This is a genomic window from Stutzerimonas kirkiae (genome assembly GCF_004327335.1).
Classification (GTDB): domain Bacteria; phylum Pseudomonadota; class Gammaproteobacteria; order Pseudomonadales; family Pseudomonadaceae; genus Stutzerimonas; species Stutzerimonas kirkiae.
The window spans coordinates 41,443-55,335 of the sequence record NZ_QJUO01000003.1 but is presented as its reverse complement, the minus strand read 5'-3'; the positions used below and the strand labels follow the sequence as shown (position 1 = coordinate 55,335).

Sequence of the window (13,893 nt, the reverse complement as noted above, 5' to 3'; positions counted from 1 at the left end):
CAGAACCATGGCCGAACACGACTTCCGCTACACCCTGCTGAACCCCGCCCATACCCTGACCGAATGCCGTGCGCTGATGCCAGGGCGCTACCAGGTCACCGGCAGCGGTGGCTCGATACGCCCCGAGGACACCCTGCTCGTCACCCTCAGGGGTAGCCGGGAATTGTCCCAGCGCCTGGTCGTGGAAAAGGTCCGCCACCTGATCAACCCGCCCGGGCAGTGGATCGCGGTCGCCAACGGGCCGATCTTCCGTGAACTGGAAATCCTCACCTGGCAGGTCAACTGCGACGACTGCGGCAAAAGCCTCGACTTCGAATTCGCCCACGACGCAGCCAACGGCCAGGCGCAACGCTCGCAATCAGCCCAGGCGCGCATAGCCGAACTGGGCTGGGAAGAGCGTCAAGGACGCCATCTATGCCCCGCATGCAAGGAGCACGCACAGTGAAACACAGCTTTCTGCCCATCGCCCTCGGACTGGCGGTGGCCGGCTGCGCCCGCGAAAGCGGCGCCCCCCAGGCACCGCAGACCTACCTCACCTATATCGCGGAATGGGTCGGAGACACCGCAGTGATCGGCCGCAACCCGGTATCCCTGACCCTGGCGGACGATCGCGCCTATGGCAATGCCGGCTGCAACCACTGGTTCGCCAACTACCGGCTCGATGGCCAGAGCATTCGCTTCAGTGACATCGGCAGCACACGCAAGCTGTGCCTCGAGGAAATCATGCAGCAGGAACGGCACTTCCTCGACCTTCTGGGCCAGGTCGAACGCTGGGACATATCCAATATCGACCAGATGCGTCTCTGGCCGGCGGAAGGCCACCCCCTGCGCTTCTGGCCGGCCCAGGAATAGCGCGCGCAAACAGAAGCCGCAGGAGCGGCCACGGCCACTCCTGCGGCTTCAACTGGATAATTCCGGCTCGATGAGAGCGGGCAAGCCCGCCCCACCGCCAGAACTCACTCGGCCAGCTTGAAGGTGATGAAACTGGCACGCCCCTGACGCAGCACGCGCATGGAAACCGAACGATTCTTCGGCAACTGCTCGGCCACCTTGCCGAAAGTGCTCGCACTGTTGATCGCCTGATTGTTCAGGTGAGTGATCACATCCCCCGGGCGCAGGCCAATCATCGCAGCCGGGCCATCCATGACCTCGGTAATCACCACACCACCCTGCAGATCGAGATTGCGCTTCTGCTCGGCAGTCAGCTCGGTCACCTTGACGCCCAGGCGATTGCTGCTCTTGGCCGGACCACTGCCGCTGGCCGCGACCTCCTCGCCTTCCTCCGGCAAGGCGCCGATGGCGACGTTCAGGGTCTTGCGATCACCGTCACGAACGACTTCCATCTTCGCCTTGCTGCCCGGCTTCAACGAGCCGACCAGGTGCGGAAGATCGGCGGACATGACGATCGGCTTGCCATTGAGGCTGAGGATCACATCGCCGACACGCAGGCCACCCTTGGCCGCCGGGCCGCCGTCGAGTACCTGGGCGACCAGGGCGCCGGCAGGACGCTCGAGGCCGAAAGACTCTGCCAGGTCCTTGTTCACTTCCTGGATGACCACGCCCAGCCAGCCGCGATTGACCTTGCCCGTGGCACGCAACTGCTCGGCCACATCCATGGCGACATCGATCGGAATGGCGAAGGACAGCCCCATGAAGCCTCCGGAGCGAGTGAATATCTGCGAGTTGATACCGACAACCTCGCCACCGAGGTTGAACAGCGGCCCGCCGGAATTGCCCGGATTGATCGCCACGTCGGTCTGGATGAAAGGCACATAGCTGTCATTGGGCAGGTTGCGCCCGGTGGCGCTGACGATACCCGAGGTGACCGTATGGTCGAAACCGAACGGAGAGCCGATGGCCAGCACCCACTCACCCACTTTCAGCTTGCTGGAATCCCCGAGCTTGACCGTCGGTAATCCCTTGCCTTCGACCTTGAGCACGGCCACGTCGGTTCTCGGGTCGGCACCGATCAGTTTCGCTTCCAGTTCACTGCGATCAGGCAGGCGCACGATGATCTCGTCGGCATCGGCCACCACATGATTGTTGGTCAATATGTAGCCATCATCGGAAATGATGAAGCCCGAACCCAGCGACTGGGCCTCACGCTGCTGGCCCCGCCCGCCGGGAGCCTGGGGAATGCTGCGTTCGAAGAACTCGCGGAAGATCGGCGGCAAGCCCTCAAGATCCGGCATCTGGGCACTGGCGCTGCGCACCGGAACATTCTGCTTGGTACTGATATTGACCACCGCTGGAGAAGCCTTCTCGACCAGCGAGGTGAAGTCCGGCAGGTCGGCGTGGGCAAGCAGCGCCTGCCCCAGCAATGCAAGGCCGGCACAGAAAGCCAGACACGTCTTTCGATTGAACATGATCCAAGTCCCCACTGAATAAAGCCTAGAAAACCACTACTGGATCAACTTCCAGCACGACACATTCCCGATACAGCGAATTTCTCTCGCCCGCCCGGCTCATTCCCGCCTGGAGCAGGCGAAGCAGAAGAAGATAAACAAGGCGCATTGCCACGGCAAGATACCTGTCCGGCGCCTCAGCGGCCAATACCTCCGGTATAACGCATCGACCAGGCCACCCGCTCGGCCGCGCCCAGGGGAATATCCCCGAGCACCGTGGCCATGACGCCGCCATCCTGCGTACTGATTCGATGGGAAACGGCAACCGTGGAACCGATCTGGCGGCTCATGCTGTCTGCAGCCTGCTCGTTCAATGGTTCGAGAAAGATCGAGAACCTGGCCACGCCATCACCATAACCGAACCAGGCCACAGGCACCCCGGAAAGAGGGTCGGGCCTGGTCTCGCTGGCGAGCAAACGAAACCCGGGCGGTAGCCAGTCCAGACGCCATTGGGCCTGTTGCTCCACCGAGGAATGCGGCTCATGGCTGACGGGCTTGCATGCCTCGCCGGGGCGGAAATCTTCCGCGGAGGCAGTCGACAAATCGAAACTCACGAATTGCAGGCGCTCGAGCGGCAACTGCTGATCGTCACGGACCACGGACTTGAGCAACAGGGCGGTTTCACGATCCAGATGCAGTTCGAGACTGTGCCGGAACTGATCCCTCGCCTCGATGACAAGGACCACGGCTGGCCTCGCGGCGATTCTCGATTCGCCAGTCAGGCGGAATTGGTAATACCTGGAAAGCGTTTCCAGATCGAACGGGACGGCCTGCCAGAGTTGCAGGACGCCAATCGGGGCCGGCACTTCGTCGGACATGCAGGCAGAGTGCCCATTGCCCTGAACCAGTTCCACAGGGTCCCCATCGAGCTGCAAGAGCCGCTCGCGGAGTACCCCGTCATGGGCAACCTGCCATACCGCGTGGGTCGACAGGTTGCCATCCTTCTCGTAAACGAACGTACCGGAATAGCTTCGCCGGTGCTCGGCCTCGATGAAGCGACTCATCCACTCATCGGCATCAGCGGCAAGGGCTGGCATCGATAGGCAGCCCCATAGCGCAACGAGCAGCGGAGAACGGTACATCCAGGGTCTACTCAGCGCTCTTCCATGCTCGCGGACTGGGCATGCGGCACCGGAGTCTCGGCACCCGCGCCAAAGACAGCCTGCTGCGCATGCTGGCGGATATAGGTAGGCAAACGCTGCTCATGCCAGCCATTGGCAGAACCCACCTCGGAAACCGTTTGCACCTTGGCGCCCTCTTCCTCGCTGTAGCCCGCCAGGATGGTCGGCCCCTGGGCCGCCACAGGTGCGCTCAGGCTCGGCTGCGCAGCCTGCTGCGCCAACTGCGGCCCGGCAACGTCCTGCTGGTTGTACAGGCGCACGCCAGCCAGCACCGCAACGGTCACCGATGCGGCGACGGCCAGGCGCCCGACACTGCGCCATGCGGAACGCACTCGCTGCACCGGCGCAGCCAGCGCGGCCGGAACCGCTTCGGAGGCGTGGACAGGTTCATCGGCAAGCGCGGCGGATACGGCGGCTGCGATATCCAGCCGTGGCTCGAGCAGTTCCTTGTGCATGGCGGCACGCGCCACCTGGTATCGCAACCAGGTCGAACGCACTTCCTCATCACCACCATCGACTGCATCGCCACCTGCGGCGAGCACTCGGCGTAACTCCAACTCGTCCGCTTCGTTATCCATCACCGCGGACAGCGATTCATGCAGTGCTTCACGACTCATTGCGATTCCTCTCTTGGCTGTCGCCGCTGTCTCAGGACTCATGTAACAAGGGTTGCAACGCCTTATCGATTGCTTCGCGCGCACGGAATATCCTCGAACGCACGGTGCCCACCGGGCATTGCATCACACTGGCAATTTCCTCATAGCTGAGGCCGTCGAACTCACGCAGGGTCAGTGCCGTACGCAAATCCTCGGGCAACTGCTGAATGGTCCGGTGCACAGTGCCTTCTATCTCGTCCCTGAGCAAAGATCGCTCCGGTGATTCGATGTCCTTGAGGGCATGATCGCCTTCATAGAACTCGGCATCCTCGGAACTCACATCGTTATCTGGTGGGCGTCGTCCACGCGCGACCAGATGATTTTTCGCCGTATTGATGGCAATGCGGTACAACCACGTATAAAAAGCACTGTCACCACGGAAATTGCTGAGCGCCCGGTAAGCCTTTATGAACGCTTCCTGCGCCACATCCTGGGCCTCATGGGAGTCGTGCACGAAACGCACGATCAGGCCGAGAATCTTGTGCTGATACTTAAGCACAAGCAGATCGAAAGCCCGTTTGTCTCCTCGTTGCACCCGCTCGACCAACTGCTGATCCTGCTCCTGGGTCATCACGAATGCGCCTCCGTCGATACGAAGGGTATCCGCTCACACCAGCAAACCGACCTGCCTGAATAGACCCGGACCTTCTGCAAAAGTTCTCCCCCTCATAGCACGCTTTCCACAATGCATCTTGGCATTGCATGCGGTCTCCCCGGACAACCAGGGATGCCGTTCTGATTGGCAAATATTGCGGCAACTACCCACACAGGGGAAGCGATGGCAGTTTGCATCCATCATCCGTCTATAGAAAAGGCCCGGGAACAAAAGTTCCCAGGCGTTGCCAAGACTATTTTGCCGCAGCGCACCATCTATATACTAGGTGGCGACTCTCTATACTAGGCGGTGTCTCTCTATAACCAGGCGGCGCTTATCCATGATCAGGCGGCGCTTCTCTGCGCGGACTTCCACATGAGCCACTACCATCGATACGACGTTCTGGTGATCGGCAGCGGTGCCGCCGGCCTAACACTGGCCCTTAACCTGCCAGAACACTTCCGCATCGCCGTTCTCAGCAAGGGCGACCTTGCCAATGGCTCGACCTACTGGGCCCAGGGGGGCGTCGCGGCGGTGCTGGACGAAAGCGACACGGTCGACGCGCATGTCGAAGATACCCTGGATGCCGGTGGTGGGCTGTGCCGGGAGGATGCCGTGCGCTTCACGGTCGAGCACAGCCGGGAGTCCATCGAGTGGCTGATCCGCCAGGGCGTCCCCTTCACCCGCGATACGCAAGGCGATGAAGCCAGCAGCTTCGAATTCCACCTGACTCGCGAAGGCGGCCACAGTCACCGGAGAATCATCCACGCCGCGGATGCAACCGGCGCCGCGATATTCAACACCCTGCTCGAGTGCGCCAAGGCCCGCGCCAATATCGAGTTGCAGCAGCAGCGCGTGGCCATCGACCTGATCACCGAAAGCAAACTGGGCATGCCCGGCAAGCGCTGCCTGGGCGCCTATGTACTCGATCGCCAGCGTGGCGAAGTCGATACCTACCAGGCGCGCTTCGTCGTGCTCGCGTCCGGCGGCGCCGCCAAGGTCTACCTCTACACCAGCAATTCCGACGGCGCCTGCGGCGACGGTATCGCCATGGCCTGGCGCGCCGGCTGCCGGGTCGGCAACCTGGAGTTCAACCAGTTCCACCCGACTTGCCTGTACCACCCGCAAGCGAAGAACTTCCTCATCACCGAGGCACTGCGCGGCGAAGGTGCGCAACTCAAGCTGCCCAGCGGCGAGCGCTTCATGCCACAGTTCGATCCGCGCGCCGAACTGGCGCCACGGGATATCGTGGCGCGCGCCATCGACCATGAGATGAAGCGCCTGGGGATCGACTGCGTCTATCTCGACATCAGTCACAAACCGGCCGATTTCATCACCAGCCACTTTCCCACGGTCTACGAACGCTGCCTGGGCTATGGCATCGACATCACCCGGCAGGCCATCCCGGTGGTGCCCGCCGCGCACTACACTTGCGGCGGTGTCGTCGTCGACCAGCATGGGCACACCGACGTACCGGGCCTCTATGCCATCGGCGAAACCAGCTTCACCGGCCTGCATGGCGCCAATCGCCTGGCCAGTAACTCCCTGCTGGAATGCGTGGTATATGGCCGCTCGGCGGCGCAGGACATCGTTCGCCAGGCCGACATCCCGCAGCCGTCGCCCGTGCTGCCCGACTGGGACGCCACTCAGGTCACGGACTCGGACGAAGATGTAATCATCGCGCACAACTGGGATGAGCTGCGGCGCTTCATGTGGGACTACGTCGGCATCGTGCGCACCGACAAGCGCCTGGCCCGTGCGCAACACAGGGTTCGCCTGCTGCAAAGCGAGATAGACGAGTTCTACAGCAACTACAAGGTCAGCCGCGACCTGATCGAGCTACGCAACCTGGCACTGGTCGCCGAGCTGATCATCCGCTCCGCCATGCAACGCAAGGAAAGCCGGGGCCTGCACTATACGCTGGACTACCCGGACAGCTTGCCCACGGCACAGGACACTATTCTGCAACCGCCCATCTATGGCGGCTGAATTTCAGCAGGACCCGCAGCCGTCGATGGTCATCGGCCAACATGGCGTCGGCAGGCAGGCACAGGCTTTCAGCGAATGGACGGCCCGGGCGCTGAAAACGCAGGACGACAAGCGCAGGCGACACCAGGGTGTCGGCACACAACGTCACTCCCTGCCAGCCGCCATGGGCATTCCACAGCCGCCAGCCCTGCCCGTCATGCCGTAGCCCGCGCCATGCCCGCGGCCCCCGCAGCAGGATTGCGCCGGGCAGGCACCAGCCGGCGTGGAGCAGGCAGCACAGCAGCAGCACTGCCGCCAGCACGAGCGGTGCGCCACAGCACAGGACCGCCGCCAGGGCAACCATCCAGCCGAGCAGGTAGAGTGCCAGCAGCCCACGGGAAGGCTGCCAGGTGCATTCGAAGCTGCTAGCCGGGCTGGACACGATCGAGGATCATCCGCACCATCCGCCGCAGGTCGGCATCCTCCGGCTCCGAGCGCTGCATGAACCAGCCGAACAGGTCCTGGTCCTCACAGTCGAGCAGCTTGCGGTAGCGACGCTGGTCCTCTTCGTCGAGATCGCTGTAGACCTCCTGCAGAAATGGCACCAGCAGTACGTCCAACTCCAGCATGCCGCGGCGGCTCTGCCAGAAAAGACGATTGAGTTCGGATTGATCGAGCATGCCACACAACTCCTTTGGACAGGCCGCACAGTATAGCCGTAGCCATCCGTCACCATGAAAAGAAAGCACTTTTTCGCACGACCGACCTTACCAGCCTCCTACTGCTCGCTGCTATGATGCCCATCCCGGAATCACGACGACGGCCCCCCATGACCGACACCGCTTTTTCCTGCCTCCTGTCATATGAAGGCGTTCTTGCCGTACGCGGGCCGGACGCCAGCAAATTCCTGCAGGGGCAACTGACCTGCAACATCAGTTATCTGACATCCGAACAGGCCAGCCTCGGCGCCCGCTGCACCTCCAAAGGGCGCATGCAGTCGAGCTTTCGCATCTGCTCCCATGAAGACGGCTATCTCCTTGCCATGGCCCGTGAACTGCTCGAGGCGCAGCAGGCCGACCTGGGCAAATATGCGGTTTTTTCCAAGTGCGAACTGAGTGATGAAAGCGGCTACTGGACACGCCATGGTCTGTTCGCCTGCACCGCGCAACTCGCAGCGCTGGGGCTGAGCGCACCGGACAGGGATAACCAGGTCGTACGCAGCGAAGGGCTGATCGCCATCGGCCTCGGCGGCATGCGGGTAGAGTTGTGGGCCTCCCCGGCGAGGGCCGAACAGGTCGCAGCCACCTTGCAGACGGTCGCCAGCGCTCCACTGAACGACTGGTTGCTGGCGCAGATCCGTGCCGGGGTCGGCCAGGTCTTTGCCCAGACACGTGAACTGTTCATCCCGCAGATGATCAATCTGCAGGCCGTGGGCGGCGTAAGTTTCAAGAAGGGCTGCTACACCGGCCAGGAAATCGTCGCGCGGATGCAATACCTCGGCAAACTCAAGCGCAGGCTGCAACGCCTGCGCAGCGACGTGCCCGGGCACGAATTGCCGGCGCCGGGCAGCGAACTGTTCTCGCCAGTGCACGACTCCAGTGTCGGCGAGGTCGTCGTATCGGCAAGCGATGCCGAGGGTTTCGAACTGCTGGCCGTCTTGCAGGAGAACGCCGTGAACGATGGCCGCATTCATCTCGGCGCGCCGGACGGTCCCGTACTGAGGCTGCTGAAGCTGCCCTATGAACTGAACAGCGACCGGGAAATTCAGCGCTGACGACGAGGAACAGGATGAGCAGCCTAGCCGAGAAAGTTCAGTGCGAACTGATTCAGGCCATCGAAAACGATGACCTGATTCTGCCCACGCTGCCCGAAGTCGCACAGACCGTCCGAGAGGCCGCTGCCAACCCGGAAATACGCACCAGCGAACTATGCCGGGTCATTGGCAGCGACGTGGCCCTGAGCGCCCGCATCATCAAGGTGGTCAACAGCCCGCTGCTGCGGGCCAGCAAGGAAATCAACGACCTGCATGCCGCCATCAACCGCCTGGGGGTCAACTACACCAGCAACCTGGCGACCGGCCTGGCCATGGAACAGATGTTTCGTGCCACCACCGACGTGGTCAACCGCAAGATGCGCGAGGTCTGGCAGAAGAGCACCGAGATCGCCGGTATCAGCCACGCCCTTTGCCGCCGCCACTCATCCAGGCTGATGCCGGACCAGGCCACCCTGGCAGGCCTGTTGTATCAGATCGGCGTACTGCCGATCCTCACCTATGCCGAAGAAAACCGGGCCTTGCTGGCCGACGAAATCAGCCTCAACCATGTGATCGACAAGATCCACCCGATTCTCGGCGAAAAGCTGCTACGCGCCTGGGAGTTCATCGACGCGATCGCCCTGGTGCCCGTCCAGTATCAGGACTTCGAGCGTGACTCCATTACGCAGGACTACACCGACATCGTCCAGGTGGCCATTCTGCAAAGCTACCGAGGCACATCCCACCCCTATGCCAGCATGCCCTGGGCCGAAGTGCCCGCCTTCAGGAAACTGGGCATCGACCCTATCAGCCAGTTCCGCCAGGACGACGAATCGCTCATCGATACCCTGGAAGCCAGGCAGCTACTGCGCTGATCGCTTCAGGCCAACAGGCCGTCGCTCGACGGCCTGCCAATGTCAGACCTGCTCTGGCAACTGCCAGTCTATCGGCTCCATGCCATGCTGCTGCAGGAACTGGTTGGCGCGGCTGAAGTGGCCATTGCCGATGAAACCACGGTGCGCCGACAGCGGCGAAGGGTGCACCGACTTGAGCAACAGGTGCCGGGTAGGGTCGATCAGCGGGGCCTTGCTCTGGGCATGCGAGCCCCAGAGGATAAACACCAGGTGCGGACGCCGCTCGCTCACCACCTGGATGATCCGGTCGGTGAACGTCTGCCAGCCGATCTTGGCGTGCGAGCCGGCCTGGGCGCGCTCGACGGTCAGGGAGGTGTTGAGCAACAGCACACCTTGGTCGGCCCAGTGCTGCAGATAGCCGTGAGCGGGAATCTCAAGGTTGAGATCGCGCTTGAGCTCCTTGTAGATGTTCTGCAACGAAGGCGGCGCCGGCACCCCGGGCTGTACCGAAAAGCACAGGCCATGGGCCTGGCCCGGACCGTGGTAAGGGTCCTGGCCGAGGATGACCACCTTCACCCGGTCCAAGGGTGTGGAGTCCAGCGCGCTGAAGATCTTTGGCCCTGGCGGGTAGATCACCTTGCCAGCCTGTTTCTCGCGCAGCAGGAAATCGCGGATGGACTGCATATAGGGCTTGTGGAATTCCTCATGCAGGGCTTCTTTCCAACTGGCTTCGAGCTTGATGCGATCATCCTGGCTCATGCCCTCTCCCCCGTCATGGCTCACCACATCAGGTCATCCGGCACCTGGTAGGCGGCGTAGGGATCGTCGGCATCAGGCTCCGCGGTCCGCTCGTTGAGCAGGACGATACGCCGCGGGTCGCGCTCCTGCACCTTCAGCGCGGCTTCGCGCGGAATCACTTCATAGCCACCGCCATGGCGCACGATGGCCAGGGAGCCGCTGGAAAGCTTGTCGCGCATCAGCGCGTTGACCGACAGGCGCTTGACCTTCTTGTCATCGACGAAGTTGTAGTAGTCATCGACATCCAGCTTCGGCAAACGGCTGGTTTCGATCAGTTGCTTGACCTGGGCGGCACGCGCCTTCTGCTCGGCCTTTTCCTTCTGCTGGCGATTGAGCTCCTGGTCCCGCGCCAGTTTCTCGGCCTGGGCCTGCAAGGCGGCCTGGCGCTGCGAGTCATCTTTCTCGACCTGCCCTTTCTTCTCCAGGCGCTGCTGCTTCTGTTGCTGCTTGCCTGCCTGCTTGGCCTGCTTCTCATTGACCAGCCCTGCCTTGAGCAACTGGTCGCGTAATGAAAGACCCATAACCTCCCCCAATCAGGTGACAATCACCGCCAGACGAAAGGCCGAATCATAGCCTGTCCGTCGACGCCTGCGCATGCTTCTCATGCTGTTTGGACAGCTCCCACAGGGCATCCTGCTCAGCCAGGGTGGCCTGCTCGATGGCCTTGCCCTGGAGGCGCAGCTGCTCCTCGATGAAGCGGAAACGTCGCTCGAATTTCTCGTTGGCGGCCCGCAGCCCGGCTTCCGGGTCCACATCCAGGTGGCGCGCCAGGTTCACTACGGCAAACAGCAGGTCGCCCAGTTCCTCGGCCACCGCCTGCGGCTGCGAGGCAGCCAACACCTCGTTCAGTTCCTCGCGAACCTTCTCCGCCACCGGCGCCACCTCGGGCCAGTCGAAGCCGACCCGTGCCGCGCGCTTCTGCAACCTGGCCGCCCGGTTCAGCGCCGGCAGCGCCACCGGCACATCATCCAGCAGCGACAATTGCTGCGGGCTTTCGGCACGCTCGGCGCGCTCCTGCGCCTTGATCTCCTCCCAGCGCCGGTTGATCGCTTCTTCGTCCAGGCGCGGCAGATCGACCGCGCCATACAGGTCGCCATCGGGAAATACATGGGGGTGGCGGCGGATCAGCTTGCGGGTGATGCCATCGACCACATCGCTGAAACCGAAACGCCCCTCCTCCGTCCCCAACTGGCTGTAATAGACCACCTGGAACAGCAGGTCGCCCAGTTCCCCCGGCAGTTGCTGGAAATCGCCGCGCTCGATGGTGTCCGCCACTTCGTAGGCTTCTTCCAGGGTATGCGGCACGATGCTGCGATAGTCCTGGCGCAAGTCCCACGGGCAGCCATGCCGTGGATCGCGCAGGCGCGCCATGAGGTGCAGCAGATCGTCCAGCCGGTAAGTCGAATCGAGCTTTTCCATCATGAGGCCCGCTGGCGACGCGCTTCGATGATATTCGGCAACTGGGAAATACGCCCGAGCAACCGGCCCAGCGCGCCCAGGCCGGGAATCTCGATGGTCAGCGACATCTGCGCGGTACTGTCCTCCTTGTTCGAACGGGTATTCACCGAAAGCACGTTGATGCGCTCGTTGAGCAGCATCTGCGAAACGTCGCGCAGCAACCCGGCGCGGTCATAGGCACGGATGACGATATCCACCGGATAGGTCTTCTCCGGTATCGGCCCCCAGTTGACCTGGATGATGCGCTCCGGCTCGCGCCCGGCCAGTTGCAGCACCGAGGCACAGTCCTGGCGGTGGATACTGACGCCACGGCCCTGGGTGATATAACCGACGATCGGGTCGCCCGGCAGCGGCTGGCAGCAGCCGGCCATCTGCGTCAGCAGGTTGCCCACGCCCTCGATCTGCACATCGTCGCGCCGGCCCGGCTTGACCGGGAGCGGACGGCGCGGGATCAGCTCCAACTGGTCCGCGCCGCGTTCCGGCTCGACCATCTGCTGGGCCAGCCCGACCAGGTGCGCCAGGCGCAGGTCGCCGGCGCCCAGGGCGGCGAACATGTCCTCGGCGGCCTTCAGGTTGGCCTTCTCGGCCAGGCGCTCGAAGTCCACCGAGGGGAAGTCCAGGCGCCCCAACTCGCGCTCCAGCAAGGCATGCCCGGCGGCGACGTTCTGGTCGCGCGCCTGCAGCTTGAACCAGTGCACGATCTTCGCCCGCGAGCGGTTCGAGGTGACGTAGCCCAGGTTGGGGTTCAGCCAATCGCGGCTCGGCCCGCCCTGCTTGCCGGTGATGATCTCGACCTGCTCGCCGGTCTGCAGGCTGTAGTTGAGCGGCACGATGCGCCCGTTGACCTTGGCGCCACGGCAGTTGTGGCCGATCTCGGTGTGCACGCGATAGGCGAAGTCCAGCGGCGTGGCGCCCTTGGGCAGGTCGATGGCGTGACCATCGGGGGTGAAGACATAGACCCGATCGGGCTCGATATCGCCGCGCAACTGCTCGGCCAGGCCGCCGATGTCGCCGAGTTCCTCGTGCCATTCGAGCACCTGGCGCAGCCAGGCGATCTTTTCCTCGTAATGGTTGGAGCCGGAATTGACATCCGTGCCCTTGTAGCGCCAGTGCGCACAGACCCCCAGTTCCGCTTCCTCGTGCATGGCCTGGGTGCGTATCTGCACCTCTAGCACCTTGCCCTCGGGGCCGAGCACCGCCGTATGCAGGGAGCGGTAGCCGTTCTCCTTGGGGTTGGCGATATAGTCGTCGAATTCCCGGGGGATATGCCGCCACAGCGTATGCACGATACCCAGGGTGGTGTAGCAGTCACGCACTTCGGGCACCAGCACGCGCACGGCGCGCACATCGTAGATCTGGCTGAACTGCAGGCCCTTGCGCTGCATCTTGCGCCAGATCGAGTAGATATGTTTGGCCCGCCCATCGATCTCGGCCTGGATGCCGGTGGCCGCCAGTTCATCCTTGAGTTGCCTCACCACACTCTGGATGTACTGCTCGCGGTCGAGGCGGCGCTCATGCAGCAACTGGGCGATCTTCTTGTACTGCTCGGGCTCCAGGTAGCGGAAGGACAGGTCCTCCAGCTCCCACTTGATATGGCCGATCCCCAGCCGGTGGGCCAGCGGCGCGTAGATATCGAAGACCTCGCGGGCAATACGCAGGCGGCGCTCGTCATCGGCGTTCTTCACCGTGCGGATGGCACAGGTGCGCTCGGCCAGCTTGATCAGCGCGACGCGCACGTCATCGACCATTGCCACCAGCATCTTGCGCAGGTTGTCCACTTGGGTCTGGCTGCCGAGCACCAGCGAATCCCGTGGGTTGAGGCTGGCGCTGATGGCGGCCATGCGCAGCACACCCTCGATCAGCTTGGAAACCACCGGGCCGAAACGGCCGCGCACGTCTTCGAGGGCGACCTTGCCCTCGCGCACGCCACGGTAGATCAGCGCCGCCACCAGGCTTTCCTGGTCGAGCTTGAGGTCCGCCAGGATGATCGCGATATCCAGGCCGGCCAGGTAGCAGGAGAGTCCTTCGGTGTTTGCCGCCTTGTTGCGCAGATCGGCCTGCTGCTCGGCGTCGTGTATGAACTCGCAGGCCTGGCGCAAGCCCTCCCGGTCCAGCGCCGGATCCATCGACAACACATGATCCAGCCAACCTTCCAGGTTGACAGTGCCGTCGTCGTTGACCGTTTGAAGCGCTCTAACCTGTACCATCTCGCCATTCCTCTACGCAGACGCTACGCGTCTATTATCGGCATTCTCGATGCCGACCGATTGAACCATAAGCCGGAC

General features: G+C 62.9%; 15 protein-coding genes. 5 read left to right on the top strand and 10 right to left on the bottom strand.

Translation table 11 applies throughout. The annotated features are described in order from the left end of the window. Positions 1–7 precede the first annotated feature (7 nt). Both DNJ95_RS03105 and DNJ95_RS03100 read left to right on the top strand, forming a co-directional pair. Positions 8–445: a hypothetical protein gene (locus tag DNJ95_RS03105; RefSeq protein WP_131183258.1), complete on the top strand. Its 438-nt coding sequence runs from the start codon at positions 8–10 to the stop codon at positions 443–445. Beyond that, entirely contained in the window at positions 442–852 is a 411-nt protein-coding gene (locus DNJ95_RS03100; protein WP_242671845.1) for an META domain-containing protein, read from the top strand. Before DNJ95_RS03105 ends, DNJ95_RS03100 begins: the two co-directional genes overlap by 4 nt. Positions 853–956: 104 nt before the next feature. Here DNJ95_RS03100 and DNJ95_RS03095 read toward each other — a convergent pair whose 3' ends face one another. The 4 genes from DNJ95_RS03095 to rpoE form a co-directional block, all read right to left on the bottom strand. Further along, complete coding sequence (locus DNJ95_RS03095) at positions 957–2,366, bottom strand: DegQ family serine endoprotease (protein ID WP_131183257.1); 1,410 nt, start codon at positions 2,364–2,366, stop codon at positions 957–959. A gap of 176 nt (positions 2,367–2,542) precedes the next feature. Further along, positions 2,543–3,442, bottom strand: a complete 900-nt coding sequence (locus tag DNJ95_RS03090) for a MucB/RseB C-terminal domain-containing protein (RefSeq protein WP_276330872.1) — start codon at positions 3,440–3,442, stop codon at positions 2,543–2,545. 56 nt (positions 3,443–3,498) lie between these two features. Further along, a complete protein-coding gene (locus tag DNJ95_RS03085; RefSeq protein ID WP_131183255.1) occupies positions 3,499–4,143 on the bottom strand; it encodes a sigma-E factor negative regulatory protein in 645 nt (214 codons plus the stop codon). Between the two features lie 31 nt (positions 4,144–4,174). Then, on the bottom strand, positions 4,175–4,756 hold the full coding sequence (gene rpoE, locus DNJ95_RS03080; protein WP_131183254.1) for an RNA polymerase sigma factor RpoE/AlgU: 582 nt from the start codon (positions 4,754–4,756) through the stop codon (positions 4,175–4,177). A gap of 396 nt (positions 4,757–5,152) precedes the next feature. On the opposite strand from rpoE, the gene nadB reads away from it, so the two are divergent. After that, a complete protein-coding gene (gene nadB, locus DNJ95_RS03075; protein ID WP_131183253.1) occupies positions 5,153–6,766 on the top strand; it encodes an L-aspartate oxidase in 1,614 nt (537 codons plus the stop codon). Here the strand turns inward: nadB and DNJ95_RS03070 are convergent. After that, positions 6,735–7,187: a protein YgfX gene (locus DNJ95_RS03070; RefSeq protein ID WP_131183252.1), complete on the bottom strand. Its 453-nt coding sequence runs from the start codon at positions 7,185–7,187 to the stop codon at positions 6,735–6,737. The two genes, nadB and DNJ95_RS03070, sit on opposite strands and share 32 nt — an antisense overlap. Beyond that, positions 7,171–7,425, bottom strand: a complete 255-nt coding sequence (locus tag DNJ95_RS03065) for an FAD assembly factor SdhE (RefSeq protein WP_131183251.1) — start codon at positions 7,423–7,425, stop codon at positions 7,171–7,173. Before DNJ95_RS03065 ends, DNJ95_RS03070 begins: the two co-directional genes overlap by 17 nt. A gap of 149 nt (positions 7,426–7,574) precedes the next feature. Between DNJ95_RS03065 and ygfZ the strand changes: the two genes are divergently transcribed. After that, positions 7,575–8,519: a CAF17-like 4Fe-4S cluster assembly/insertion protein YgfZ gene (gene ygfZ / locus DNJ95_RS03060; protein ID WP_131183250.1), complete on the top strand. Its 945-nt coding sequence runs from the start codon at positions 7,575–7,577 to the stop codon at positions 8,517–8,519. 14 nt (positions 8,520–8,533) lie between these two features. Beyond that, positions 8,534–9,373, top strand: coding sequence for an HDOD domain-containing protein (locus DNJ95_RS03055; RefSeq protein WP_131183249.1), 840 nt, complete (start codon positions 8,534–8,536; stop codon positions 9,371–9,373). A gap of 42 nt (positions 9,374–9,415) precedes the next feature. Here the strand turns inward: DNJ95_RS03055 and ung are convergent, their stop codons facing one another. From ung to relA, 4 genes are read right to left on the bottom strand one after another with little or no spacing between them, the layout of a single operon-like run. After that, complete coding sequence (ung, locus tag DNJ95_RS03050) at positions 9,416–10,111, bottom strand: uracil-DNA glycosylase (protein ID WP_131183248.1); 696 nt, start codon at positions 10,109–10,111, stop codon at positions 9,416–9,418. A 20-nt stretch (positions 10,112–10,131) separates the two neighbouring features. After that, positions 10,132–10,671, bottom strand: a complete 540-nt coding sequence (locus tag DNJ95_RS03045; protein ID WP_131183247.1) for a DUF2058 domain-containing protein — start codon at positions 10,669–10,671, stop codon at positions 10,132–10,134. 46 nt (positions 10,672–10,717) lie between these two features. Further along, complete coding sequence (gene mazG / locus DNJ95_RS03040) at positions 10,718–11,572, bottom strand: nucleoside triphosphate pyrophosphohydrolase (protein WP_242671847.1); 855 nt, start codon at positions 11,570–11,572, stop codon at positions 10,718–10,720. Continuing rightward, a complete protein-coding gene (gene relA, locus DNJ95_RS03035) occupies positions 11,569–13,815 on the bottom strand; it encodes a GTP diphosphokinase (protein WP_131183246.1) in 2,247 nt (748 codons plus the stop codon). Before relA ends, mazG begins: the two co-directional genes overlap by 4 nt. Positions 13,816–13,893: the final 78 nt, after the last annotated feature.

Coding starts and splice junctions, on each gene's coding strand:
- ung (WP_131183248.1), bottom strand. CDS start 10,111: ATGAGCCAGGATGATCGCATCAAGCTCGAAGCCAGTTGGAAAGAAGCC.
- nadB (WP_131183253.1), top strand. CDS start 5,153: ATGAGCCACTACCATCGATACGACGTTCTGGTGATCGGCAGCGGTGCC.
- ygfZ (WP_131183250.1), top strand. CDS start 7,575: ATGACCGACACCGCTTTTTCCTGCCTCCTGTCATATGAAGGCGTTCTT.
- DNJ95_RS03095 (WP_131183257.1), bottom strand. CDS start 2,366: ATGTTCAATCGAAAGACGTGTCTGGCTTTCTGTGCCGGCCTTGCATTG.
- mazG (WP_242671847.1), bottom strand. CDS start 11,572: ATGATGGAAAAGCTCGATTCGACTTACCGGCTGGACGATCTGCTGCAC.
- DNJ95_RS03045 (WP_131183247.1), bottom strand. CDS start 10,671: ATGGGTCTTTCATTACGCGACCAGTTGCTCAAGGCAGGGCTGGTCAAT.
- DNJ95_RS03090 (WP_276330872.1), bottom strand. CDS start 3,442: ATGCCAGCCCTTGCCGCTGATGCCGATGAGTGGATGAGTCGCTTCATC.
- relA (WP_131183246.1), bottom strand. CDS start 13,815: ATGGTACAGGTTAGAGCGCTTCAAACGGTCAACGACGACGGCACTGTC.
- DNJ95_RS03065 (WP_131183251.1), bottom strand. CDS start 7,425: ATGCTCGATCAATCCGAACTCAATCGTCTTTTCTGGCAGAGCCGCCGC.
- DNJ95_RS03055 (WP_131183249.1), top strand. CDS start 8,534: ATGAGCAGCCTAGCCGAGAAAGTTCAGTGCGAACTGATTCAGGCCATC.
- DNJ95_RS03105 (WP_131183258.1), top strand. CDS start 8: ATGGCCGAACACGACTTCCGCTACACCCTGCTGAACCCCGCCCATACC.
- DNJ95_RS03085 (WP_131183255.1), bottom strand. CDS start 4,143: ATGAGTCGTGAAGCACTGCATGAATCGCTGTCCGCGGTGATGGATAAC.